The 25,519-nt window shown below is 67.3% G+C and carries 21 protein-coding genes; 12 read left to right on the top strand and 9 right to left on the bottom strand.

Features of this window, described 5'->3' with window-relative positions; translation table 11 throughout:
- Positions 1–76: 76 nt before the first annotated feature.
- Positions 77–388 carry a hypothetical protein gene (locus tag A0J57_RS11275; RefSeq protein ID WP_061935642.1) on the bottom strand — a complete coding sequence of 104 codons (312 nt, stop codon included), beginning with the start codon at positions 386–388 and terminating at the stop codon, positions 77–79.
- Between the two features lie 141 nt (positions 389–529).
- On the opposite strand from A0J57_RS11275, the gene glpX reads away from it, so the two are divergent.
- Entirely contained in the window at positions 530–1,513 is a 984-nt protein-coding gene (gene glpX, locus A0J57_RS11270; protein ID WP_025549323.1) for a class II fructose-bisphosphatase, read from the top strand.
- Positions 1,514–1,585: 72 nt separating this feature from the next.
- Here the strand turns inward: glpX and A0J57_RS11265 are convergent, their stop codons facing one another.
- From A0J57_RS11265 to A0J57_RS11245, 5 genes are all read right to left on the bottom strand, one after another.
- On the bottom strand, positions 1,586–1,963 hold the full coding sequence (locus A0J57_RS11265) for a MerC domain-containing protein (RefSeq protein ID WP_025549324.1): 378 nt from the start codon (positions 1,961–1,963) through the stop codon (positions 1,586–1,588).
- A gap of 191 nt (positions 1,964–2,154) precedes the next feature.
- Positions 2,155–4,815 (bottom strand): bifunctional lysylphosphatidylglycerol flippase/synthetase MprF, encoded by a 2,661-nt coding sequence (gene mprF / locus A0J57_RS11260; RefSeq protein WP_235600848.1) that lies wholly within the window; start codon positions 4,813–4,815, stop codon positions 2,155–2,157.
- Positions 4,812–6,227 (bottom strand): AcvB/VirJ family lysyl-phosphatidylglycerol hydrolase, encoded by a 1,416-nt coding sequence (locus tag A0J57_RS11255; RefSeq protein ID WP_061935639.1) that lies wholly within the window; start codon positions 6,225–6,227, stop codon positions 4,812–4,814. Before A0J57_RS11255 ends, mprF begins: the two co-directional genes overlap by 4 nt.
- Positions 6,224–6,655, bottom strand: coding sequence for a DUF2147 domain-containing protein (locus A0J57_RS11250; RefSeq protein ID WP_101756459.1), 432 nt, complete (start codon positions 6,653–6,655; stop codon positions 6,224–6,226). The genes A0J57_RS11255 and A0J57_RS11250 overlap by 4 nt, the downstream gene beginning before the upstream one ends.
- Before the next feature lie 43 nt (positions 6,656–6,698).
- Positions 6,699–7,493, bottom strand: coding sequence for an AcvB/VirJ family lysyl-phosphatidylglycerol hydrolase (locus tag A0J57_RS11245; protein ID WP_061935633.1), 795 nt, complete (start codon positions 7,491–7,493; stop codon positions 6,699–6,701).
- A gap of 207 nt (positions 7,494–7,700) precedes the next feature.
- On the opposite strand from A0J57_RS11245, the gene A0J57_RS11240 reads away from it, so the two are divergent.
- The 3 genes from A0J57_RS11240 to A0J57_RS11230 are packed head-to-tail and all read left to right on the top strand — an operon-like array spanning position 7,701 to position 10,168.
- Positions 7,701–8,909 (top strand): glycosyltransferase family 1 protein, encoded by a 1,209-nt coding sequence (locus tag A0J57_RS11240; RefSeq protein WP_061935827.1) that lies wholly within the window; start codon positions 7,701–7,703, stop codon positions 8,907–8,909.
- 1 nt (position 8,910) lies between these two features.
- The gene (locus A0J57_RS11235) at positions 8,911–9,441 is read left to right on the top strand and encodes a sigma-70 family RNA polymerase sigma factor (protein ID WP_082718654.1); all 531 of its coding nucleotides are present in this window, start codon (positions 8,911–8,913) and stop codon (positions 9,439–9,441) included.
- Positions 9,434–10,168 (top strand): anti-sigma factor, encoded by a 735-nt coding sequence (locus A0J57_RS11230; RefSeq protein ID WP_025549333.1) that lies wholly within the window; start codon positions 9,434–9,436, stop codon positions 10,166–10,168. The genes A0J57_RS11235 and A0J57_RS11230 overlap by 8 nt, the downstream gene beginning before the upstream one ends.
- 92 nt (positions 10,169–10,260) lie before the next feature.
- On the opposite strand, the gene A0J57_RS11225 is transcribed toward A0J57_RS11230, so the two are convergent.
- Both A0J57_RS11225 and A0J57_RS26360 read right to left on the bottom strand, forming a co-directional pair.
- Positions 10,261–10,854 (bottom strand): nitroreductase family protein, encoded by a 594-nt coding sequence (locus tag A0J57_RS11225; protein WP_061935630.1) that lies wholly within the window; start codon positions 10,852–10,854, stop codon positions 10,261–10,263.
- 72 nt (positions 10,855–10,926) lie between these two features.
- Complete coding sequence (locus tag A0J57_RS26360; protein ID WP_157846853.1) at positions 10,927–11,094, bottom strand: hypothetical protein; 168 nt, start codon at positions 11,092–11,094, stop codon at positions 10,927–10,929.
- A gap of 295 nt (positions 11,095–11,389) precedes the next feature.
- On the opposite strand from A0J57_RS26360, the gene A0J57_RS11220 reads away from it, so the two are divergent.
- The 8 genes from A0J57_RS11220 (at position 11,390) to A0J57_RS11185 (ending at position 24,526) form a co-directional block, all read left to right on the top strand.
- Positions 11,390–14,707: a glycosyltransferase gene (locus A0J57_RS11220; RefSeq protein ID WP_061935627.1), complete on the top strand. Its 3,318-nt coding sequence runs from the start codon at positions 11,390–11,392 to the stop codon at positions 14,705–14,707.
- Positions 14,708–14,736: 29 nt separating this feature from the next.
- Entirely contained in the window at positions 14,737–15,180 is a 444-nt protein-coding gene (locus tag A0J57_RS11215; RefSeq protein ID WP_082718659.1) for a PDZ domain-containing protein, read from the top strand.
- Complete coding sequence (locus A0J57_RS11210) at positions 15,177–15,863, top strand: response regulator transcription factor (protein WP_025549336.1); 687 nt, start codon at positions 15,177–15,179, stop codon at positions 15,861–15,863. The genes A0J57_RS11215 and A0J57_RS11210 overlap by 4 nt, the downstream gene beginning before the upstream one ends.
- Before the next feature lie 271 nt (positions 15,864–16,134).
- Complete coding sequence (locus A0J57_RS11205) at positions 16,135–17,427, top strand: HAMP domain-containing sensor histidine kinase (protein ID WP_061935821.1); 1,293 nt, start codon at positions 16,135–16,137, stop codon at positions 17,425–17,427.
- Positions 17,428–17,734: 307 nt separating this feature from the next.
- Positions 17,735–18,730, top strand: coding sequence for a LacI family DNA-binding transcriptional regulator (locus tag A0J57_RS11200; protein WP_061935624.1), 996 nt, complete (start codon positions 17,735–17,737; stop codon positions 18,728–18,730).
- A 72-nt stretch (positions 18,731–18,802) separates the two neighbouring features.
- Positions 18,803–20,026 (top strand): HlyD family secretion protein, encoded by a 1,224-nt coding sequence (locus A0J57_RS11195; RefSeq protein WP_235600846.1) that lies wholly within the window; start codon positions 18,803–18,805, stop codon positions 20,024–20,026.
- A 7-nt stretch (positions 20,027–20,033) separates the two neighbouring features.
- Entirely contained in the window at positions 20,034–21,980 is a 1,947-nt protein-coding gene (locus tag A0J57_RS11190) for a glycosyltransferase (protein WP_061935621.1), read from the top strand.
- Between the two features lie 155 nt (positions 21,981–22,135).
- Positions 22,136–24,526 (top strand): membrane-bound PQQ-dependent dehydrogenase, glucose/quinate/shikimate family, encoded by a 2,391-nt coding sequence (locus A0J57_RS11185; protein WP_061935618.1) that lies wholly within the window; start codon positions 22,136–22,138, stop codon positions 24,524–24,526.
- A 60-nt stretch (positions 24,527–24,586) separates the two neighbouring features.
- On the opposite strand, the gene A0J57_RS11180 is transcribed toward A0J57_RS11185, so the two are convergent.
- A complete protein-coding gene (locus A0J57_RS11180; RefSeq protein WP_235600845.1) occupies positions 24,587–25,192 on the bottom strand; it encodes a DUF1993 family protein in 606 nt (201 codons plus the stop codon).
- Positions 25,193–25,519 lie beyond the last annotated feature (327 nt).

Below are 25,519 nucleotides of genomic sequence, written 5' to 3'. Positions count from 1 at the left end.
CTCGCCGCTTGCGCCCCCCTATCCCTTCCACAGGCGGGAGGGGCATGGCTTCGACACCCCTCTTCGTTCCGCACGCTCAATCCAGCCCGAAACTCCGGGCCAGCGTCTGGCCGATGGGTTCGCCCAGCCGGAATATCTGCCGATTGGCGCGCTTGGGGCAGCCCATATTGCCCACGATACGGCATGGCCGCGCATCGAAGCGGTAGGCGCTCATCTTCCCGTCGCCCGCTGAAGCCGCGCTTCGTCCCAGACGCGGTTCCTGCGCGGCCGTTTCGGTCAGGCACAGCGCCGGCACGGCCTGGCAGGGCGCTGGCCGAACCCTGGCGATCCGGCGCGGCGCGCCATCGGGCTGCGCGGCGAGGCTGGCGGCAATCAGCAGAAGGATCATCGGAGCGGCCCTTGGTCTTGTCCTGCTGCGAACGCCACAAACGCGCTTCCGTTGCATCCCCCTCGCGAAAAGCGCACCCTCGACAATGTTCGAGCGACATCCTATCGCGCTCTCCAAAATAGCGGCTGAAGAGGAAACGACATGGTGCAGGCAAGCTCGATACTCGATCGTGTGCTGGTGCTGGAGATGGTGCGCGTGACCGAAGCGGCCGCGATCGCCGCGTCGAAGCTGATCGGCCGCGGCGATGAGAAGGCCGCCGATGCCGCCGCGGTCGAAGCGATGCGCCTGGCCTTCAACGACCTCTATATGGACGGCACCGTCGTCATCGGTGAAGGCGAACGCGACGAAGCGCCGATGCTCTATATCGGGGAGAAGGTCGGCAACGCGATCGGCACCGGCCCACGGATCGACATCGCGCTCGATCCGCTGGAGGGCACCACCATCACCGCCAAGGCCGGTCCCAACGCGCTGGCCGTGCTGGCGATTTCCGAAGAGGGCGGCCTGCTCAACGCGCCCGACGTCTATATGGAGAAGCTGGCGGTCGGCCCGGGCCTGCCCGATGGCGTCATCGACCTCAACAGGTCGGTGAAGGAGAATGTCGAGGCGGTCGCCCGCGCCAAGGGCGTCGACGCGCATGAGATCATCGTCTGCGTGCTGGACCGGCCGCGCCATGAGAAGCTGATCGCGGAGCTGCGCGCCATCGGCTGCGGCATCATGCTGATCCCGGACGGGGACGTGGCGGGCGTGATCGCCACCACCAATCCCGAAACCAATATCGACATGTACATGGGATCGGGCGGCGCGCCGGAGGGCGTTCTGGCCTGCGCGGCGCTGCGCTGCGTCGGCGGGCAGTTCAAGGGCAAGCTGCTGTTCCGCAATGATGACGAGCGCGCACGCGCCCGCAAATGGGGCATTGCCGACCTGGACAAGGTCTATGACCTCAACGAACTGGCCAAGGGCGACTGCATCTTCGCGGCGACCGGCGTCACCGACGGATCGTTGCTGGCCGGCGTCAAGCGGCTGCCGGGCGGCAAGCTCACCACCGACAGCGTCGTGATGCGCGCCAGCACCGGCACGGTGCGCTGGGTGAAGGGCGAACATCGGCTGGACCGTAAACCGATCTGAGCCGGAATCAGCGGCCAGGCAAAAAGGGGAACCTTGCCGGGTCCCCTTTTTTCATGCGCGATGTTGGAGCGGCTATCGCCCGGCGCGGTGATTGAGATCGTGGCCAAGCGCCAGGATCGCGACGCCCAGCAGCGTATAGGCACTTTCCTGCCAGCCATGATCCATGGTGAGCGCGCCCGCCATGATTCCCAGGCCCAGCGATCCGATGGCGGCCGGCATCATGAAGCCATGCGCCACCGCGCCATGGCCGAGCGCTACCGCGCCCAGCAGGATCGCCAGCACCAAGCCGGCCTCATGGAAGATCGGGCTTTCGAAAATCCCTCCGGCGGAGGCGAGCACGCCGAGCAGCACGGCCGTACCGAAGCAATGCGCCACGCACACGCCCGACAGAGCGATCGCGATGCGATCGATCCGGCCGTTGAGCAGATGCTGGCGAAGGCTGATCGGCATGGTGCGTGCTACATAAGCGAGGCCGAGCAAAGTTACAACATATCATCACGTGATTTTTGCGATATGTGCGGAAGATGTTTTGGTCGAGCGTCGCCATCAGGCCGCGCCGCGCTCCTTCGGGAAAGGGCAGCGTTCAGACCGTCGGCCATCCCCTCTGCGTCACCCGCTTCCGAGCCGGCAAGCCGAAAATCTCAACCCACATCCGCCCGTGCCAGCCGTCCCGATAACTGGCCTCCCTCATCGTCCAGGCCCGCCGCCGGCGGTGCATGCGTCCTGCGCCGCCGCGTCCTTGTCGCCGCGCTGCCCGGTCCGCCGCCGACCAGCTTTTGCAGGTCGATCATCGCGCGGGACAGGGATATGCCGCTTGGCCCCGCGATGAAGCGGGGTTCCCAGCGCGGGGCATATTTGTCCTTATAGGCGCGCAGCCCCTCGAAACCGTAGAAGCTCTCGCCATGGCGGAAGAAGAAGGCGCCCGCCTTGGCCCAGAAGGGCGACAGACGACGCGCCTCTATGCCCGACAGCGGCGCGAGGCCCAGGGTGAACCAGTCATAGCCCTGTTCGCGGCCCCATTGCATCAGGCGGATGAACAGGAAATCCATCGTGCCATAGGGCATCTCATCCGCGTGGCGCATCAGGTCGACCGACAGTTCGCGGCGATTGGCGGTGGCCCAGATATTGGCGAAGGCGACGATCCGTCCCTCCTGCCGGACGAGGGCGCAGTCGCAGGCGGCGATATAGGCGGGGTCGAAGCGGCCGACGCTGAACGCCTTTTCGCCATGGCCCTTGGCGGCGAGCCATTGGTCGGAGATCGCCTTCAATTCCGCCATCAGCATGGGCACCCGGCCCGCCGGCACGATCTCGAACGTCGCCCCTTCGCGCATGGCGCGGCGTTCGGCATAGCGCAGCGGCTTGGCGTCCGGCCCGTCGAGCGTGAAATGATGCAGGTCGACGCGGGCTTCCTCGCCATATTTGACGATGGCGAGGCCAAGGTCGATCGCCAGCGGCAGGGCGTCGAGGCTCAGTTGGTAGAGCAGCAGGCGGCCCTGTTCTGCATCCGCCCTTTCGCGCAACTGCCACAGCAGGTTGGGCCATTCCGACCGGTCGCCCACGGGGTCGCCCATCACGATCCAGCTATGTCCCTGCACCTGGTACATGACGAAGGCGCGGCCGGTGCCGGAGATCAGGAACAGCTTGTCGCCGGTAGTCGCGAGCAGCGCGTCGGTCCGTTGGGCCAGCGCCAGCGCGTCCGCGCTGGCCGTGATGGACGGGCGGTCGGCGAGGCGCGGCGCGGTCGCGGGGCGGAACATGCGCCAGAAGGCGGCGCCGACTGCCAGCACCGCGGTCGCAAGGCCTGCGCGCAGGAAGCGGGCGGCGTTGGCGTGCGGGCCGAAATGCCACCACAGGTCGTTCTGATAATCGACATGCTTATAGGCGAAGAAGCCGATCCAGATCGACAGGCCGACCGCCACGGCCAGCGTCGCGATCCAGGCGGGGGTCAGCGCTTCGGCGGTGAAGCTGGTGCGGCGGTAGAAGGCGCCCCGCGTCCATTGCAGCAGCGCGGCGATCAGCAGCAGCGCGCTCGCTTCCTCATAATCCAGCCCTTTGATCAGCGAGAAGAGCGCGCCCGCCAGCAGCAGCGCCCGCGTCATCCAGAAGGCGGCGTCCAGCCTGCGATAGAGGCCGGAAGCGAGCAGGATCAGCAGCGTGCCGATGACGCTGGCGGCGAAATGGGACGCTTCGATGAAGGTCAGCGGCAGCCAGCCGGTGACGATGCGCATGCGGTGCTGGATCGCGGGCAGCGCGCCGGAGATCAGCAGGATCACGCCGCCCACCGCCACCAGCAGCGACAGCATGACCGGCGCCATGCCGGACGCGGCGGCCTGCGCGCCGTCCAGCACCCGGCTGACCGGGTGGCGCCAGCCATTGCCTTCATGCAGGGCGATGGCGATGACCCCCAGCAGCAGCGGGATCAGATAATAGATCAGGCGATAGGCGATCAGCGCGGCGAGCAGGCTGGGCCTGTCCACATCGGGCAGGGTGGCGACGATCACCGCCTCGAATATGCCCAACCCGCCGGGGACATGACTGACCAGAGTGACGATGACCGCCAGCCCATAGGCCAGGAACAAAGTGGGATAGAGCGCCGGGGCGATGCCGGGCACCAGGATGAACAGCGCGGCGCTGGCGGCGGCGAGGTCGATGCAGGCGACGCCGATCTGGGCGAGCGCCTGCCCCTGGGTCGGCAGCGCCAGCCGCCAGCCGAACAGGCGCGGGGCGCGGGCGGGGCGGGCGAGGAGGAACAGGACCGCCGCCGCCGCCAGCAGGATCGCGCCCCCCGCCAGCCTTTGCCACGGCATGCCGATCGTCCATCCCATGATGCCGATGTCGGCCGGATGGACCAGCATCAGCGCCCCCGCCAGCACGAACACCCCGCCCCAGAAGGACAGGCCCGCCGAGGCGATGATGCGGGCGATGTCGCCGCCCTCCAGCCCGGCGGCGGTGTAGATGCGGTAGCGCGCCGACCCGCCGGTCAGCAGCGAGAGGCCGAGATTGTGGCTGAGCGTGTAGCTGCAGAAGGACGCCAGCGCCGCCGTCCGCCACGGCAGGGGCCGCCCGACGATCCGCAGCGCGACATAGTCGTAGAAGGTGAGCGCAATGTAGCTCGCCGCCGTCAGCGCCAGCGCCGCCGCCAGCCGCCAGCCGGCGATCAGATGCACGGCATGGCGGATGTCCTTCAGCCGCACTTCCGCCAACAGGCCGTGCAGCGCCACCAGCCCCAGCGCCGCCACCGCCAGCATGACGGCGACCGTCAGCGGCGCTTTCCAGGCCTTGATCCGCTCGACCAGGATCATATCGTCAGCCCCTTGAGCATATGAGTCACCAGCAGCGGGGCGTTGCGGTCGAAATGATGGCCGCCGGGCACGACCACCATCTGCGCCAACCCTTGGGGAATGGAGGGGCAGGCGCTGTCATTTTCCAGCGTTCCGCGCACGCAGAGCATGGGCAGACCGCGCAGCCGCTTTATGGCGGGAATGGTCGGATATTGACGGGTCGAATCCATGTCCAGCCAACTGCTCATGTGGAACTGGAAATCGGCGCCGGGGCTGAGGCCCAGCAGCGACAGGCGCTGCACCTGCGCGCGCTGGGGCGCGGGCAGGCCGCCGACGATATAGGGCAGCACGTCCGCGCCGAAGCTGTAGCCGACCAGCAGGACGCGGGGGCGGCGCCAATGGCGCGAATAGCCGCGGATGATGGCGCTCAGGTCGCGGGCCGCGCCCTGGGGCGTGCGCTGGCTCCAGAAATAGGACAGGCTGTCCATGCCGACGACCGGGATGCCCGCATGGGCGAGTTGGCCCGCGACATCCTTGTCCAGCCCGACCCAGCCGCCGTCGCCCGAATAGAGGACCGCCATCATGCCGGTGCGCGGCGCGGCGGCGTCGGTGACGATGTTGAGCGGCAACCCGCTGGGCAAAGCGGCGTTGGCGGGCGGCGCGGCCAGGAAAGGCCTTAGCTGGGAGAGCAGCGCGACTTCCCCCTGCCCCTTGGCGGCCGTCACCAGCCTGCCGCTGCCGGTGCGGGCGACGAAGCGTTGCAGGGCCGGGCGGGGGCGGACGTCGGACAGCACGATCCACGGCGAAGGGAGCTTGCGGCTGGGAGCGAAGGCCAAGCCATGATGCACGGGTGCGGCCTTCAGGCTCCCTGATCGGCACCAGGGCCGCCCGCCGTCCAGAAGCGGGGTGAAGTCCCGCGAGAGCACCGCCTTGTACACGCCATTGGGTCCGGCGGCGAGCGTCGCATAGGCCAACGCCGCCCCCTCGCCCCGGCCGATCAGGACCGGCTTGTCATACATGGGCAGCGCGAGCCGGTGCTGCAGGTCGCGGGCCAGCGCGATGATGCCGTAATTGGGGTTGATGCAACGGCGCGAGGCCTGCAACGCCCGCAGGAAGGCGGGCGTGGAGATGCCCGCCACGAGCGCGCCCCGCGCCGCCAACAGGCGCGCGGTGTCGGCGCTGTCATCGTCCCAGCCATGGCGGTCGGACAGCGCCAGCACGACGCCGCTCGGCGCGCCTGCGGGCCGGTAAACGGCGACCCGGCCCAGCGCCGGGAAGCTATATTGGCTTTCCGCGACCGGACCGGTCGCGCCGGGCACCGGATCGGCCGCCGCCCGGGCCGGATTGCTGGCGTTGGAGGTCGACAGCAGCAGCGCTGCCGCCGCGAGCAGGCCGGGTATCAGCCAGAGACGGACGCGGCGGAACCGGATCATGACTGCCCCGGCAACCGGTCTATCCGGGTCCAGAGCTGCGACTTGCAGATGAGGCCGCCCAATATGCAGCCCTTGACCCGCAACTGGCCCGGCGAAAGCTGGCTGATCTGCGAGCTGAAGCGGCGGCCAAGATCGGGGACGAAGATGGTGCCGCGCCATTGCCCTTTACCCTCGGCGCGATAATCCTCCAGCAATTCGGTGCCGACCAGCCGGGGGGTGCCGCCGTCGCGGGCGTCGGCCTGCGCCTCGCGGTCGGCCCAGACGATCCAGCCGCACAGCCGGTCGCCGCACGCTCCGGTGCGCACGGCGACATTATTGTGCGGGCTGAGCCACAATCCTTCTGGCTGCGCGACGGGCACCTTGGCCGCGAGGACGGGGGCGGCTGCAACCAGAAGCGCCAGCGCCGCCCAAAGCCTCCCTATCGCCATATGACCCATCCTTTCCCGGAACGATCACGGCTTCTAGGCCCGTTCAGATTGCGGGAGGCTCTGCGCTGTCTGAATTTTTGGCAATGTTCGGGGCCGGGTCCGGCAAGGCGCGCAACAGGGTCTTCGCCACCCGTTCCGAATCATCCTCCAGGAAATGGCCGCCGGGCAGGCCGACGACGCGGACATTGGGCTGGCGCCAGCCGGGGCAGAGGCTGCCGCTTTCCTTGACGCCATGGATGCATAGGACCGGGGCCCAGTCGAGCGCACGGGCTGCGGGCGCGGCCGGGCCGTCGTCCCCGAAGTCGAACAGGCCGCCGGGCGTGGCGCGGAACAGCATGGTGTCGGCGGGGACGATCAGCGCGACCATGGCGACGCGGGCGCGCAGGCTGGGCGGCAGGCGCTCCAGCCCGGCGAGCAGCATGTTCGCGCCGAAGGATTGCCCGGCCAGCACCAGCCTGCGCGCGCCGGGCTGAGCCAGGGCGCGGCGGGCCGCCGTCTCCACCAGCCTGCCGCTTTCCTCCGGCGACTGGCGGCGGGCGAAGGCGGCCAGCGAATTGACGCCCAGCACCGGGACGCCGCCTTGCGCCATATGGTGGGCGATCACCGGGCCCATGCCTGCGTTGAACCCCATGTCGCCGGAAAAGAAGACCGCGACGGTGCCGTCTTCCCTGGGTGCGGCAGCGGGGACCGGGGTGAAGATTCGCCCGTTGGGATAGCCCAGATAATGGCAATAGGCGGCGGCGCCTGCGATGAGGGCCGCGAGAAAGGCTAGTATCAGGGTTGTGCGAAGTCGGCGTGAAGCCCGCCTCCTTCCGTCATGCTGAACTTGTTTCAGCATCCATCGCGCCTTCGGAGACCGCGGTTCGTGGGGATAAATGGATGCTGAAACAAGTTCAGCATGACGAGTGGTCGCGGCGATGGTTGGGGGGCGGGAGTCACCTCTCCAATCTAGCGCCGACCCGCCTGCTGTAAACGGAGGGAATAGACCACCCTCCCCCCGCGTATACCGGGCATGAACCATGCCGCCGACCTTCGTGCCGACCCCATGCGCCTTTCCCAATCCCGCCTTGCGCTGTCAGCGGCGCTGGGCCGTCCGCTGCGGGTCGCGCTGTTTTCCGGCAATTATGATTGCGTGCGCGACGGCGCCAACCAAGCGCTAAACCGGCTGGTCGCCTATCTGCTGCATCGCGTGCGGGCGGAGGTGCGGATCTATTCGCCCACCGCGCCGCGCAAGGCGTTCGCGTCGGTGGGCGAGGTGCGCTCCGTCCGATCGATCAGCATTCCCGGCCGCCCGGAATATCGCATCGCCCTGGGCTTCACCCGCGCCGCCCGTCAGGATTTCGAGGATTTCGCGCCCGACATCGTCCACCTCTCCGCCCCGGACCTACTGGGGCGGCAGGCGCAGAATCATGCCCGGGCGCTGGGCATTCCGGTAGTCGCCAGCCTGCACACCCGCTTCGAAACCTATCTCGACTATTATCGCCTGTCCTTCCTCCGCGGACCGGTGGAGCGCTATCTCGACCGCTTCTATGGCGATTGCGACCGCATCCTCTGCCCTACCCTGCCCATAGCGCGGGATATGGCGGCACGGGTTGGCGGAGAGCGGATCGCCATTTGGGGACGCGGCATCGACCCCGCCTGCTTCCGTCCGGCGCTGCGCGATCCGGCCTTCCGGTCCGGGCTTGGCTATGATGCGGCGGATATGGTGCCGCTGTTCTTCGGCCGGCTGGTGCTGGAAAAGGGGCTGCGCGTCTTTGCCGAGACCATCGGCGCCGTCCGCGCCCAGGGCCTGGCCGTCCGCCCGCTGATCGTGGGCGAAGGACCGGCGCGGAACTGGCTGGCCGAGCGGCTGCCCAACGCCACCTTCATGGGCCATTTGTCGGGAGAAATGCTGGGCCGCGCCGTCGCCAGCGCCGACATCCTCATCAACCCCTCCGTCACGGAGGCGTTCGGCAACGTCAATCTGGAGGCGATGGCATCGGGCCTCGCCATCGTCTCCGCCAATGTGCCCAGCGCGTCGGCCCTGATCGCTGACGGGCGCACCGGCCTGCTGGTGCCGCCCAAGGATGTCGGGGCCTATGCGGCGGCGGTGGCGGGGTTGATCCGCCAGCCCGCCCGCCGCGCCGCGCTGGGCGCTGCGGCGGCGGAGGCGGCGGCGCGCTTCGCCTGGGACGATGTGCTGGAGGATGTGGCGCACAGCTATGCCGGGGCGCTGCACATCCCGCTTGCCACGCCCGCCGCGCAGGCGGCATGACATGGCGATGATGGACGAGGGTTCCGGCATCAGGGACGATCTGGTCGCGATGCGGCGCTATGCCCGGTCGCTGACCCGCGACGAGCAGGACGCCGACGATGTCGTGCAGGACGCGATCGTCCGCGCCATAGAGCGGCAGGAGACGTTCCAGCCCGACCGCGACCGCCGCCGCTGGCTGCTGGCGATCGTCCACAATGTCTTCTTCTCCGCCAAGCGGCGCGAGGCGTCGGAGGCGCGGCGCAACAGCCGCTTTGCCGAAACGCTGGTCGACCGGCTGGAGCCGGGGCAGGAGGAACATGCCCGGCTGGTCCAGATCGCGCGGCAGTTCGCGGCCTTGCCGGAGCATCACCGCGCCGTGCTGCACCTGACGGCGATAGAGGGCTTCAGCTACCAGCAGGCGGCGGAGACTTTGGGGGTGCCGGTGGGGACGGTGATGTCGCGGCTGGCGCGGGCGCGGGCTGCATTGAGGGAGCGGGAACAGGGGCAGCAGGGGGCAACGGGCCTCCGGCTGATAGGAGGAAGCGATGACTGATCGTCCGACCGATCCGGAAATTACCGATCTGGAGATTGACGCCTATATTGACGGCGAGCTGGATGTGGAGCGGCGTTTCGTCGTCGAAACCCGCCTCTCGCGCCAGCCCGAGCTGGCCGCCCGCGTCATGGGCGACCTCAGCGTCCGCAGCGCGCTCCGCATGCTGACGCAGGACCGGCGGCCGGTGCCCGCCGGGCTGGCCGACAGGGCCGAACGATTGGCGCAACCGCAGAAAAGCCGCTGGCGCCGCTTGATGCCGGCGGGGTTGGCGACATCGGGACTGGCGGCGGCGCTGGCGGTCTGGATGGTGGGGTTCGAGCGGCCGCCCGCCTATGTCAGCTATGCGGTCGCCTCGCACCGGATCGCGATGCTGCGCGCCGACATGAATTCGCAGATCGAGGCGCCCCGCTTCGATGCGCGGGAAGTCGCGCTCAACACCCGCATCGCCATGCCGCAACTGCCCGACGACTGGCATGTGACCGACGTCCAGCTCTTCCCGACCGACAAGGCCCCCGCGCTGCTGATGGCGGTGCGCACCGATACGGGGCACAGGATGACGATCTTCGCCGTGCATGAGAAGACCGCCGCGCCCGAACATCCCGACGCGGTGCGCGAAGGGGAACAGTCCGTGGCCTATTGGCGGCGCGGCGACATGTCCTATGCCCTGACCGGCGACCAGGAGCCGGGAACGATGGACGCCACGGCGGAGGCGCTGGCGCGGACCTGAATTCGGGGCGGACCGGCGGGCGTCATTCGGGAACCGTCATGCCCAAGCTGTTTCAGCATGACGGAACAGGAGAAGGCCGTTCCCTTCCCGCCTCAAGCCGGGAAATTGCCAGCCGTGACGAATTCCGAAATATCCTTGCGGCCGCTCGGCACCTCGCGCGCCTGGAGCGATTCGGACAGGATGGACTTGTCCGCGATGCGGCCGATGGCGACGGCGGCCTCGATACGGAAACGGTCGGGCACGGCCAGTTCCACGCGCGCCTTGTCGAAATCCACGCCCGACATCGCATGGGCATGATAGCCCAGCCGCGTCGCCTGCAACGCCAGCAGCGCCCAGGCCGCGCCGGCATCGAAGCTGTGGCTGTGCGACGGCTTGAAATCTTCCGATCCGGGCGCGGCGATCAGCGTGTCCGACAGGATGTAGAGCAGCACCGATGCATTTTGCACCCAGCTCTGGTTGAAGGGCAGCAGCACGCCCAGGAAACGGCTCCAATTGGCGCTGTCCCGCGTGGCGTACAGCAGGCGCCAGGGCTGATAGTTGAAGGCGGAGGGCGCCCAGCGCGCGCCTTCGAAGATCGTGTCCAGATCCTCCTGCGGGATGAGGGAGGAATCGAAGGCGCGCGGTGACCAGCGGTCGAGGAAAAGCGGTTCGACGGCACGAGCGGCGACGCGGGCGGTGGCTGACATATGATCTCCAGAACAAGAAGCGGCCGGAATATTGGAGGCAGGGACGGAAAGGGCAAGCCCCGCCCGGCATGTTCACCGCAGTTCGAGCGAGCGTTCCAGCCGTTCGGCCTGTTCCGCGGGCGGCGCGACTGCTTCAGGCCCACGGTCGATGAGGATGCGATCCGGCTCCCGCAGCAATTCGCGTTTCATGGCGTCGCTCCAGCGACCCCAGTGCCGGCCGATCGCCGATCGCCACTCCATATGTCCTCTCCCTGCCGAATCGAGACGGGACGTTATCTAGTTTGCCGGTAGAGATTTGTCTTTCAAGCTTTGCTGATCGGCGGGGTAGAAAAGCTTGACCGAGGGGCAAGCCTGTTTGCCGCCCTGCTTCCCGAAAAGGCGGGATGACGGACCTGGCAGGAGCAGCGTGGAGGGCAGCGCGACGGGACACCTCGTTCAGCCCGTTCAATCATGACCAATAGTTCATGCATGGCCCATCGGCCCGGCAGGGCCGGGCGCGTAAAGGCTGGCCCGAAACAGGGCGACAGCGCGAACGATGACCAGACCCATATTCTTCGATCCCACCGGCCGCAGGGGACTTTGGGCGCGACGCCTGCTGGCGGGCGCGCTGCTGTTGATCCTGCTCGCCGCCATTGCCTTCGCCACCACATTGGTCGCCGTGCCGTCGGAAGGCGACCTCGCCCTGCCCCTGCCCCAGCCGCATGCGGCCCGCCTGTCGGGCATCTCCTCGCTGCGGCGCGACATCGCCAAATGGCTGCCGCATTGGGGCAAGCATCGCGTGCAGGCCCGTCCGCTGAACGTCGGTTTCTATATGCCGGGCGATGAAAGCAGCATCGCCTCCCTGCGCCGCCATGTCGGACAGCTCGACTGGGTGGTGCCGGCCTTGATCACCGTGCCCGGTCCCGGCAAGCCGATCCATGTCGCGACGGACGCGGCGTTCGACCGCATGATCGCCGCCATGCCCCGTCCACCCCGGGTGCTGCCCATGGTGCAGAATATCGGCAGCGAAAGCTGGGACGGCGCGGGCGCGGCGCGGCTGTTGCGCGATCCCGCAGCGGCGCTGGCGCTTGCCCGGCAGCTGAGCGGCTATGTCGCCCGCCGCCATGAGGCGGGGCTGGTCATGGACCTGGAATCCCTGCCGGACAGCGCCATGCCCGGCTATCTGCGCTTCCTCCGCATATTGCGCGCCACCCTGCCGCACGGCGCGAAGATCGCGCTCACCGTTCCCGCCGGGGAACAGGGCTGGCCGCTGGCCCGCTTCGCCGCCGTGGCGGACCGGGTGATCCTGATGGATTACGACCAGCATTGGCAGGGCGGCCAGCCCGGTCCCATCGCCGCCCAGGACTGGTTCGCGCGGCAGGCGGAGGTCTCGCTGCGCGCCATCGGCGCGGACCATATCATCGTCGCGCTCGGCAGCTATGCCTATGACTGGCATGGCGGGACCGCCGACGCGCTGTCGCTCGATGAAGCCTGGCTCGCCGCGCATGACAGCGCCGCGCGCCCGCTCTACGACGCGGCGAGCGGCAATGCGGGCTTCGCCTATGACGAGGCGGGGCAGCGGCATCAGGTCTGGATGCTGGATGCCGCCGCGAGCTGGAACGAGCTGCTGGTGCTGAAGCGCCTGGGCGTCCAGAGCGTCGCGCTGTGGCGGCTGGGCAGCGAGGACCCGGGCATCTGGGCGGATCTGACCGCCTGGCGCACCGGTGGCCGGCCCAGGCTCGGCACCGTGGCGAGCACGCTCAACACCGATGTCGAGGGGTCGGGCGAGATCCTGCGCATCACCGCCACGCCGACGCAGGGCCATCGCGCCGTCGCCTTCGGGCCGCTGGGAACGATTGAACAGGAAAGCTATGGCGCGCTGCCCACCCCCTATCAGGTGGAGCGCACCGGCGGGCAGAACCGCAAGATGCTGGCCCTGACCTTCGACGATGGGCCGGATGCGGTATGGACGCCGAAGATATTGAAGGTGCTGGAACGGACCCGCACGCCGGCGACCTTCTTCGTCATCGGGGAAAATGCGCTGGAGCATCCGGGGCTGCTGCAACGGATCGTCGCTGACGGGGACGAGATCGGCAATCACACCTACGACCATCCCAACCTCGCCACCTGGTCGGAGGAGCCGACGCGGTTGCAGCTCAACGCCACGCAGCGGCTGGTGCAGGCCTATACCGGGCGCAGCATGCGGCTGTTCCGCGCGCCCTATTTCGGGGATGCGGAGCCGACCACGGCGGACGAGCTGGGCCCCGCGCTGGCGGCGCAGAAGCTGGGCTATACGGTGGTCGGCCTGCACGTCGATCCCAATGACTGGCAGCAGCCGGGCACCGACGCCATAGTGCGGCAGGTGATCGATCAGGTGCATGCGGCCAGCACCGACCGCTCCGGCAACATCATCCTGCTGCACGATGGCGGGGGCGACCGGTCGCAGACCGTGGCGGCGCTGCCCCGCATCATCGCTGGACTGAGGGCGGAGGGCTATCGCTTCGTGCCGGTGTCGCAGCTTGCCGGGCTGCCGCAGCAGGCCGCCATGCCGCCGGTCAAGGCCGGCGACCTGCTGGCGGTGCGCGTCGACGTCGCCGCCTTCGTGGCGCTGGCGACGCTTTCGGCGCTGCTCGGCTGGATATTCTATGTCGCGATTGCGCTGGGGCTCGCGCGGGCGGTGCTGATGACGCTGCTCGCCTGGTTCCAGGCGCGGCGGGGACGTCCCGCACCGCCGGACTATCGGCCCGGCGTGTCGGTCATCATCCCCGCCTATAACGAAGCCCGCGTGATCGAGGCGTCGGTGCGCCGCGTGCTGGCCAGCGACTATCCGGGCCTGCAACTGATCGTCGCGGACGATGGGTCGAAGGACGCGACCAGCGCCATCGTGGCGCGGGCCTTTGCCGACGATCCGCGCGTGACGCTGCTGACGCTTCGGAATGGCGGCAAGGCGGCGGCGCTGAACCGGGCGCTGCGCGATGCGACGGGGGAAGTCGTCATCGCGCTCGACGCCGACACCCAGTTCGAGCCGCAGACGATCCGCCGCCTCGCCCGCTGGTTCGCCGATCCCGCGCTCGGCGCGGTGGCGGGGGATGCGCGGGTGGGCAATCGCGTGAACCTCGTCACCCGCTGGCAGGCAGTCGAATATATCACCGCGCAGAATCTGGAGCGGCGGGCGCTCGCCGGCTTCGACGCCATGACCGTGGTGCCCGGCGCGGTCGGCGCGTGGCGTCGCGCCGCGCTGGACGCGGTGGGCGGCTATCCCGAAGACACGCTGGCGGAGGATCAGGACCTCACCATCGCGATCCAGCGGGCAGGCTGGCGCGTCACCTACGATCCCGAAGCCGTCGCCTGGACCGAAGCGCCCGAAAGCTTCCGGGCGCTCGCCCGGCAGCGCTACCGCTGGGCCTTCGGCACGCTGCAATGTCTGTGGAAACATGGCCGCATCCTGCGCGAACGGCGGCCGACGGGGCTGGCATTGGTCGGGTTGCCGCAGGCCTGGCTGTTCCAGATCCTGTTCGCCGCCATCTCCCCGCTGATCGACCTGGCGCTCGTCACCTCGATCCTGGGCACCATCGTCCGGGTGAACCAGCATGGCTGGGCGCAGACCAGCAACGATGTGTGGACCATGGCGCTATACTGGCTGGCCTTCACCGGCGTCGACATCCTCTGCGGCTGGGCCGCCTATGCGCTCGACAACCGGGACATGCGCTATCCGCCGCATCTGCTGGTGGCGCAGCGCTTCGTCTATCGCCAGATCATGTATTGGGTCGTGGTGCGCGCCATCGCATCGGCCATTGGCGGCTGGGTCGTCGGCTGGGGCAAGCTGGAGCGGACGGGACGCGTCGCCGTCCACGAAGGCGCGGCCCCGGCATGAACAAAGCTTAACATGACATGGCGGCGCCCATGGATCATCCTTCCGCCCATGAAAGCGGGTGCATGGACAGGCAGAGGCTGAGCCACGCGGCATCGGGCGTCCTTCTGGCGGCGCTGGCGCTCTGCGCGCTGGTCATGAGCGGCGCCTTTTTCCTGCACGTGCGCCATGCCGGCGACGACCGGATGGAGGTGGCGGCCGCGCAGGCCCGCGCCCTGCCCGGCATCACCCTCAGCAACGGCATGCCGGCGGGATCGGGCGTGGTCGTCACCAGCATGGAAACAGACGGCCAGGCGGCGCGCCTGGGCATCCGCGTCGGGGACGGCGTCGTCAGCCTGGACGGCATGCCGATCCGCTCGCTGGATCAGGCCAGCGCCTATCTGCTACACCATCCCCAGCCGAGGATCATGCTGGGGCTGAAACATGCGGACCATATGCGCGTGGTGATGCTGGACCGGCCGGAAGGGGAAAGATGAGCCACAAGATATTGGTGGTGGAGGACGACGCGGCGACCGCCGCCTATGTGGCCAAGGGCATGGGCGAGGCGGGCTTCACCGTCGACCGGGCGGACAATGGCCGCGACGGCCTGTTCCTGGCGAGCGACGGCAGCTATGGCGCGATCATCCTCGACCGGATGATGCCGGCGATGGACGGCATGGCGATGCTGAAGGCCCTGCGCGCGGCGGCGATCGAGACGCCGGTCATCATCCTTTCCGCCCTCGGCACGCCGGAGGACCGGGTGGAAGGGCTGACCAGCGGCGCGGACGATTATCTGGTGAAGCCCTTCGCCTTTGCCGAGCTGATGGCCCGCGTCCAGTTGCTGCTGCGCCGGGGCGGCGGCGGCAGCGCGGTCGTCACCCATTTGCGGCACGGGGACCTGGAGATGGACCTGCTTTCCCGCCGGGTGAAGCGCGGATCGCGCACCATCGACCTGCAACCGCGCGAGTTCCGCCTGCTGGAATATTTCCTGCGCCATCCCGATCAGGTGGTGACGCGGACCATGCTGCTGGAGGGCGTCTGGGACTATCATTTCGATCCGGGCACCAACGTCATCGACGTGCATGTCAGCCGCCTGCGCCGCAAGCTGGACGAAGGCGGGGACAAGCCCTTGCTGCATACGGTGCGCGGCATGGGCTATCGGCTGGGACCGGAGAGTTAGAGCCGATCGACATTCAGATGATGACGAGCCGTAAATGGTGGTTTTCCGTGGCCCGGAGCGCAGCCTACTCATGGTATGTGAGCACCGGAAGCACGGAAAAGCGTCATTTGCAGGCCGTCAGGGCTGAATGCCGATTGGCTCCAGGGCGTGCGGGACGGCGTCCATGACCGCTTCCGGCCATCCTAAGACCCTCCCCTCCCGCCGCTGGTTCGGCTTTGCCCGTTCGACCATCGGGCGCTTCGTCGGGCTGGCCTTCCTCTGCCAGTTCCTGGTGACCGGCGGCGTGCTGCTGTTCGTGCAGCAGGCGAGCCAGCGCACCGTCGTGGCCGCCGACCGGCAGGCGGTGGAGGACGCCCGCGACGACCTGCTCGCGCTCCATCGCAGCGGCGGGACGGCGGCCCTGCGGTCAGAGATCGCCCGGCGCTTCCGCGCCATAGAGGGGGAGCGCGCCGTGCTGCTGCTGACCGACAGGGCGGGACGGCCCGTCAGCGGCAATCTGGGCGCCTGGCCCGCCGGGCTGGCGGCAGACGGACGCTGGCAGATCATGTCGCTCTACCGCATCGGCCGCGACGCGCCGGAACCGATGGGCGTCATTCCCGTGAAGCTGCGCGGCGGCGGGCAATTGCTGACCGGCATGGTCGTTTCCAACAGCCTGCAACTTACCCGCATCTATGAGGAGGCGCTGACCGTCGCCTTCGTCATGAGCCTGGTGCTGGCGCTGGGCATCGCGATCATGCTGGGCCGCATATTGGCGCGGCAGGTTTCCGACATAGCGGAAACCGCCAACGACGTCGCCGTGGGCGCGCTGGACCGGCGGGTGCCGACCGATGGCAGCGGCGACGCCTTCGACCGGCTCGGCCAGTCGATCAACGCCATGCTGGAACGGATCGACGCGCTGGTGACGCAGCTTCGCATGATGACAGACGGCCTTGCCCACGACCTTAAATCCCCGGTGACGCGGCTGATCTCCATGGTCGAGCAGGCCAGCGCCCAGACGCGGGACGACACCGCGCTCGATGCCTTGGAAAAGGTGCATCATGAAGCGCAGACGCTGCGTTCCATGTTGACCACGGCGCTGCTCATCAGCCGGACCGAGGCGGGCTTCGGGGGCGACCAGCGGCGCGATACCCATGTTGCGGAATTGCTGCGCGACGTGGGCGAAATCTATGGCCCGCTGGTGGAGGATAGCGGCTTTGCGCTGGCCATTTCCGCGCCTGACGCGCTGACCTTTCCGCTTCATCGCGAACTGGTGAGCCAGTCGCTCGCCAATCTCATCGAAAACGCGCTCTATTATGCGGAAAGCGGCGACCGCATCGAACTGAGTGCGGCGATCGAGGGTGGCGACCTTCTCATCGCCGTGGCGGACAATGGCCCGGGCATCCCGGCGGAGAGCCGTCCCGCAGCCTTGAAGCGCTTCGGCCGGCTCGACCCGGCGCGCGGCAAGCCGGGATCGGGGCTGGGCCTGTCCTTGGTGGAAGCGGTGGCGCGGCTGCATCATGGCATGGTGACGCTGGCGGATAACAGTCCCGGCCTGAAAGTCCTGCTGACCCTGCGACGACCGTGAAAAGCGCATCCCGGGCAACGGCCTGAAGCGTGCAGTTCATCCGACCGCCGCCCGGGATGACAGCCGTTGCCTTGCTTGGAGAGTATGACAACGTTGTCTTGTCGCTCTAGACCGTTACCGATGCCGGATCAAGGACAATTTTCACGGCTCCCGCGACCATTTTCCCTGATTTACGTATCATATTTACGATGCCGACATGAATATCGGCGCCTGGCGGTGCCGTTATCCGGGTAAACGTTGTTTCCTCCATCGGCCTTCCATGGCAAGACCGGTGCATGACCGTCCTCTCTTTCGCTCAGCCCCGCTGATGCCCAGCATCCATGACGTTGCGGCACTGGCCCGCGTATCGATCAAGACCGTCTCCCGGGTGGTCAACCAGGCGCCCAATGTCAGCGAGGAGCTGCGCGAAAGGGTGACGGCGGCGATCCGCCAGCTTGGATACCGGCCCAACCAGTCCGCGCGGCGGCTGGCTGGCGGGCGATCCTTCATGATCGCCTTCCTCTACAACAATCCCGCGCCCTCCTATAATGGCGGCATCCAGTCGGGTGCGGCGAACCGGTGCCGGGACCTGGGCTATCATCTGGTCGTGGAGCCGATGCCGCTGACGGGGGAAGAACGGTTCGCCATTCTCGACCGCCTCGTCGCGGCACTGCGGCCCGATGGCGTCTTCCTGGTGCCGCCCCTGTCGGACGACGCGCAATTGCTCCAGCGGCTGTCCGAACTGAAGCTGCCCTGCGCCCGCATCGCCGGATCGGTGATGGCGGAAAGCTTCAACATCCCCACGCCGGAGCGTGCGGCCGGCCGGATGATCGCGGATCATCTGATCGGCCTTGGCCATCGCCGCATCGGCGTGATCACCCCACCCGCCAGCCACAAGGCGGCGATGCAGCGCGTCGAGGGCTTTCGCGACGGCATGGCCGCGGCGAACCTGCCGCCGGAGGAGTCCCTGTTCGTCGAAGGCGCCTTCGATTTCGAGTCAGGCATAAAGGCTGGCGAGCATCTGCTGTCCCGAGGCGAGCGCCCCACCGCGATCTTCGCGACCAATGACGACATGGCGCTGGGCACGCTGACCGTCGCGCACCGGCTGAAGCTGCGCGTGCCGGAGGACCTGTCTGTTGTCGGCTTCGACGACACGCCCGCCGGCCTCACGGCCTGGCCGCCCCTCACCACCGTCAGCCAGCCGCTGGAGGCGATGGGCAGCGCCGTGATCGACGCGCTCGCGGGCGGCTCCGCCGACGCGCCGCACTTCACCTTCAGGCTGGTGCAGCGCGATAGTTCCGGCCCGGCGCCGGCCGGGGCATGAAGCCGGCAGGCGGCGCCTCCAACCTTTCTTAACCATGTCCATGTATGATTCGCCCATCAGATTGGGGGCGAAATGAGCGTAGAAGCCAAATTTCCATCCGATGGTGCAAAGGAATTGCGGCTGGCCGAGGGCGACGGGCGGCAATGGTTCCACCTTCCGCGGCGAATGCTGGTCGGCGGCCTTCTGCTGATCATGGCCGTCGCAGTGCTGGTGCGCAGCTTTATCTTCACGGCGGGTTACAATACCACTTTGGTGGCGGACATGGGCCTGGTCAGGGCGCCGATCTCCGGCGAAGTCGACCGGCTGGGCGCGAACGTCGGCGACCGCGTGACGCGGAACCAATTGCTGGGGAGCTTCGCCGCGCCGGTGGGCCTGTCGGCGGCCGTCCGCGCCGGATCGGAAGATGTGGACCAGCTCAAGGCGAAGCTGGCCAGTATCGACGGCCGGATGGCGGCCCTCAGGGCTGACGCCGACCATATCCGCCGCGAATCGGGCGTCTACCGGTCTGAAAAGCTGGTGCAGATGGATGCCGTCGCGGACGAAAGCTCCGCCCAACTGTCGGCCGCGCAGGCTCGGTTGGCCTTTGCGCAGAAACAGTTGGACCGCACCCGCGCCCTCGCCGGCCGCGGCTTCATCAGCGCAGCCGGGCTTGAGAAGGCGGAACAGGATCAGCGCGCCGCCCTGGCGGACAGGAATGCGGCGATGGCACGCCGCCGCACGAACCTGATCGAGGCGCATGCCGCGGGCCAAGGGCTGTTCCTCAACAACGGCTACAGCAATGTCCAATATTCGACCCAGCGCCTGAGCGATCTCAATCTGGCGTTGAGCGAATTGCGGGGCGAGAGGGAGAACCTGACCGCAGCGCTGGCCAAGGCGCAAAAGCTGAGCGGCGATGGCAAGGCCGGCGCCATGCGGCGGCTGCAGCTTCCGTTGCAGGCGAGCATCGACGGCCGGGTCTGGGCGAAGGTCGCCGCCCCCGGGGAGTCGCTGCGCGAAGGCGATCCGATCTACATGCTGGCCGACTGTTCGTCCTTCTTCGCCTATTTCACCGTGGGCCGCAGCGCCTATAGCAGGCTCACCATCGGTTCGCCCGTGACGTTCATCGCCTTTTCGAACGGCGATCGCTGGCCGGGAACCGTCGTCAACATGGGGGTCAGCGATCCGTCCCAGCTCCGCGTCACCAGCCATGTCCCCAATCCCGCCGCAGGCGAATATCTGATCGGCGCGCGGATCATGCTGGACGCGAAGGGCAAGAAGCAGTGCCCGGTCGGCACGGCGGGCCGGGTGGTGCTGTAACGCGGCCATGAACCCCGCCGAGATCCCGTCCTATTTCTGGGGCCTCGCCACCCTTGGCCTCTGCCTGCTGATCTTTCCCAAACTCAGGCCGGCCAACCCGCTGCATCGGCTGATCGTCAGCGGCGCCGCGATCGGATCGATCCTGATCTACATGACATGGCGCATGGTCGCCACGCTCGACCTGGACACGCCCGGTTCCGCCCTGCTTTCGGTGGGCTTCTTCATGCTGGAGGTCTGTTCCACCCTGGGCGGGGTGCTGGTGCTGGTCGTGCTGACGCGGCGGCGCGACCGACTGAAGGACGTCAGCGGCAACATACGCTGGCTGCATGTCAACAGGCCCAGCGCCGCGATCTTCATCTGCACCTATAATGAAGATGTCGGGATTCTCGACCGCACGATTACCGGCGCCCTCAACCAGAATTATCCGGCGAAGGTCTTCCTGCTGGATGACGGCCGGCGGCCGGAGGTGGAGGCTCTGTGCCGCCGTCGCGACGTGGAATGGCTGACGCGGCCGGATAATGCTCATGCCAAGGCCGGCAATATGAACGCAGGCCTGGCGACACTGGCCGCGGGTGGCGAGATGCCGGATTTCATCGCGATATTGGATGCGGATTTCGTCGCCCTGCCCAATTTCATGTCCCATTGCGTGGCCCTGTTCCAGGACCCGACCGTGGGGGTGGTCCAGACGCCTCAGCATTTCTTCAACCCCGATCCGCTGCAACACAGGATCAAGGGGCATCTGGACCTGCCCGACGAACAGCGCTTCTTCTTCGACACCTTGCTGCCGGCCAAGGACGGATGGGGCACCGCCTTTTCCTGCGGGACGTCGTCCGTCGTCCGCACCGCCGCGCTTGCCGAGATCGGCGGATTCCCGACCGACAGCATTACCGAAGACATGCTACTGTCGATTCGCATGAAAGAGCATGGCTTCGTCACCGCCTATCTGAACGAAAAGCTCAGCCTTGGCCTCGCGCCGGAAGGGATCGGCGAATATTGCACCCAGCGCATCCGCTGGTGCATCGGCGCGATGCAGATCATGCGCAGCGCCGACGGCCTGTTCTCGCGCAAGGGCCTGGGCTGGATCGACAGGATGAGCCTGCTGGAAACCCTGCTCTACTGGATGGGCAGCTTTCCCTTCCGCCTCGCCTGCCTGCTGGTGCCGATCCTCTACTGGATGACGGGCCTCACCATCATGGATGCGCCGATCGGCGAGCTTGCGACATTCCTGCTGCCCCGCATCCTGGTGGAAGCCTTCGCCATCAGCTGGTATTCCAACGGCCGGATACTCCCGCTTCTGACCGACACGTCCCAGTTGCTGGTCGCGCCGGAGATCGTGGCCGCATCCTGCCACACCCTGCTGTTCCCCGGGGAACGGCCGTTCAAGGTGACCAACAAGGGGGGCGACCGTTCCCGGACGGTGATCCACTGGAAATTGCTGTCGCGCTTTGCGGTCGTGCTTCTGCTGACCGTGGGCGGGATGCTGTTCGGCTATGGCTCGCCACTGGCGCCGACCTTCTTCTCGGACCAGAAGGGCATCGTGGCGTTCTGGAGCATGTACAACGTCCTCGTCTGCATCATCGCCATCATCGTCTGCGTCGAAACGCCGCGAAGGGCGGAAGAGCGGGCCCCCATCAGCGGAACGGCGCTTTTCAGCGCGGGGGACAGCGCCACCCCGGTCCGGCTGCTCGACATTTCGTCGAGCGGCGTGGCCTTCGCCAATGAAGGCGGCTGGCGCATAGGCGACAGGGGCACGATTTCCATCAGGGAACTGGGCGAGGTTCCGGCGATCGTCGCGCGCATCACGGATCGCGTCGTGGGGGCCAAGATCCTCCTTTCGCCCCAGCAGCAGGTGGCGCTCACGCATTTCCAGTTCGCCGGCGACCGCATGCGCACGCCGGACGTGTCGACGCTCGGCAGCGTCCTGGCCCTAATCAGGGGTCTTGCGCTGAACTGAGCGGAGGACCGCTCCGGCAAAGCCATTCGAACCCGCGGGCAGCAAGGGTGCAACCTCCGGCAAGGCCCGTCCTTGTTTGCGTCTCTCCTCACTTCCCGAAACGGAACATCGCTGCTGCGCGACGGTTTGCTTGCGAGATCATCGGAGGCAAATCGATGAAGTCCGGCCGCCAGACTGCAAAATTGCTGAAGGTCATCGCGGTCCTGACAGGCGCCGTCGGCACGGCCAACCTGATCGGCGGCATCTGGCTCGCCTCATTGGGCGGCAGCCCCTTCTATGCGGCCGCGGGATTGACGATGCTGGCCAGCGCCTTTCTGCTCTGGAAGCGGCGCGCGGCCGCCCTGCATCTGTTCGCGGCGCTCGTCCTTGCCACGATGGCCTGGGCCTGGGCGGAAATCGGCGTGGACTGGTGGCCGCTCGTTCCGCGCGGCGACCTGATCTTCCTCTTCGGCCTGCTGCTGATCCTGCCATGGACCGTGCGGCGCCTTGCGCCGGCTGGGGGATGGGTGCGAAACGCCGGCCCCCTGGCGGTGGCGCTGGCGATCGCCGGAATCTTCGGCCTGGCCGCGCTGATGCGCGACGTCCACAATCTCGACGGCACGCTTCCTGGCCCGCGCAGCGCGATCGCGGCGGAGCCGAACGCAGTGCCCGATGATGACTGGCAAGCCTATGCCCGAAGCTGGCGTGGCGACAAATTCTCGCCCCTGACCCAGCTCACGCCCGCCAATGTCGGCAAGCTGGAGGTGGCGTGGCAATTGCGGACGGGGGATCTCAAGCGCTCGGGCGATCCGGGCGAGACGACCTATGAAATGACCCCGATCAAGGTCGACGACACCGTCTATCTCTGCACGCCGCATAATCGGGTGATCGCTGTCGACGCGGAGACGGGCAGGGAGCGCTGGAGGTTCGATCCGCTGATCAGGACTTCGGCAAGGAACATGCAGCATCTCACCTGCCGCGGCCTTTCCTATTGGGATTCATCCCGCGCGGGTGCGAGCGCCGCCGACTGTCCCCGGCGCATCTTCCTCGCCACGAACGACAGCCGCCTGATTGCGCTGGACCCGCGCACGGGCGCGCCGTGCCGCAGCTTCGGACGCGCCGGGACCGTCAGCCTGCTCCCGGGGCAACCTCATTATAATGGCGGCTGGTATCAGGTGACGTCCGCACCCCTTGTCGCGCATGGCCTGGTCGTGACCGGCGGCGCGGTTTACGACAATATCTCCACCGACGTGCCCTCGGGCGTCATCCGTGCCTATGACGCGCTCACGGGCCGACTGGTCTGGAATTTCGATCCGGGCAATCCGGACAGCACCGCCCCGCTGGGCGTGGGCCGGCACTACACGCCCTCTTCCCCCAACAGCTGGAGCACGCCGGCCGCTGACGAGGCGCTGGGCCTGATCTATCTGCCGATGGGGATGGGCGCTGTCGACCAATGGGGCGGCAGGCGGCCCGCGACGACCGAACGGTTCGCCACTTCGGTCCTGGCGCTGGACATCGCGACCGGAAGGCCGCGCTGGGTGTTCCAGACGGTCCATCACGACCTGTGGGACATGGACGTCCCGGCCCAGCCGGCGCTGGTCGATCTGGACCTGCCCGGCCGCGGCCGGGTGCCGGCGCTGGTGCAGTCGACCAAGACCGGCAATCTCTTCGTCCTCGACCGCCGGAACGGCAAGCCCCTGTTCCCGGTGGAGGAGCGCCCCGTCCCGGGCGGCGCAGCGCCGGGCGACCGCTTGTCGCCCACCCAGCCCTTTTCCGCCATATCCCTGATGCCCGCCCCGGCGCGTGAAAGCGATATGTGGGGCGCAACCATGCTCGACCAGCTTTATTGCCGCATCCGGTTCAAGTCGCTCGACTATAAGGGGCCCTTCACGCCGCCCTCATTGCGGGGGACGCTGGTGTTCCCGGGAAATTTCGGCGTGATGGACTGGGGCGGCATTTCGATAGACCCGATCCGCCAGGTCGCATTCGCCCATCCCAACCATATCGCTTTCGTGGACAGGCTCATCCCCCGCGCGGAAATGGAGGACCAAGGCGTACGGGGGCCAGCGGGCGGCTCCGACCGGCGCGGATCGGACGAGCAGGGGTACAATCCCAATACGGGCGCGCCCTTTGCGGTCGACATGAACCCCTTCCTGTCCTTCGCAGGCCTGCCCTGCCAGTCACCGCCATGGGGCTATGTCGCGGGCATCGATCTGCGGTCCGGCAGGAAGGTCTGGGAACATAAGAACGGCACGATCCGCGACGAAACCTTCCTGCCTATCCCGTTCAAGCTGGGCGTTCCATCGCTGGGCGGTCCGATGTCGACGGCAGGGGGGCTCACCTTCATGGCGGCGGCGATCGACAATTATCTGCGCGCCTATGACACGCGCACCGGCAAGGTGCTGTGGCGTGCCCGCCTTCCGGCCGGCGGACAGGCGACGCCGATGTCCTATCGGTCGAGGGCGAGCGGGCGGCAGTTCGTGATCGTCGTTGCAGGCGGGCATGGCTCCCTCGGCACGAAGCTGGGCGATCATGTCATCGCCTATGCTCTGCCCAGACAGCCTTAGTTCCCCGGCTCGCTACGTCCGCGGGCACGGCGGGGCCCTGCCCGCCATGCCGCCAGCGGATCAGATCGGCGCTGGCGGCGACGGCAGCTTCCGAACGGCGCCCAGATAGTCCCGCTTCCCGAGGGGCACGCCGTTCGTCCGGAGAATGTCGTAGGCCGTGGAGGCATGGAAATAAAAGTTGGGCTGGGAGAAGCTGAGCAGGAAATCCTTGCCCAGGAAATCCCAGCGCAGCTTGTCACCGATGGTGAATGTCATCGGCCTGTCGCTCAAGCTTTCCACATCGGCAACTTGAAGTGCGCCAAGGGCGTCGGCCGCTTCCATCACCCTGGCGTTCAATTCCTCGAAACTGGCCGGCGGCGCCGCGATGTCAGGCGAGAAATTCCCGCGCTGAACGCCATGGATCGCGCCGATGGAATGGATTGCGCAGCTTTTCACCTGATAGGCGAAGTCCAACATGTCGGGAGCGAGTCTGGCATGAAGCAGCCGTTCCGGGGGGAGAGACTGCGCATCGCAATAGGACTTCGCTTTCACAACCAGTCTCGAGACAGACTCCAAAATCTGAAGGCACCCCGGTACGAAGGCGTCGTAAAGCGTCATCATGGATCCTGAACCTTTTGACTGGCCATCGAATGGACCGGCAATGGCCGATCTGGCCAGGATCGGCAACCGCATCCTTCCCGGCAGCGTCCCACAAGGACTGGAGCGCCCGTGGACGATCGATCGCACCGGATGGGGAGCCCGGGGTTGAATCTCTGGAAGAGGCGCCCGCCATCGTCGGACGTGGATCAACGGGTGAAAGCAACCCTTATCGGGCACAGCTAGCCCACAGGGAGCAGGCGGAACGATTTGCCGGAATTCAGCGACTTGAGGGATAATATGGCGGAGAGGGAGGGAACCAAACATTTCTTACAAGCCCTTGATTTCATTACATCAAATAATGCAACTTTGTTCAGCATGCCCCCTTCAATGCCCCCACTTTCACGTCGAACAATC

The sequence above is a fragment of the Sphingobium sp. 22B genome, assembly GCF_001580035.1.
Lineage (GTDB): Bacteria > Pseudomonadota > Alphaproteobacteria > Sphingomonadales > Sphingomonadaceae > Sphingobium > Sphingobium fuliginis.
The sequence above is the reverse complement of the archived record's forward strand: the minus strand, read 5'-3'. Positions and strand labels throughout refer to the sequence as shown.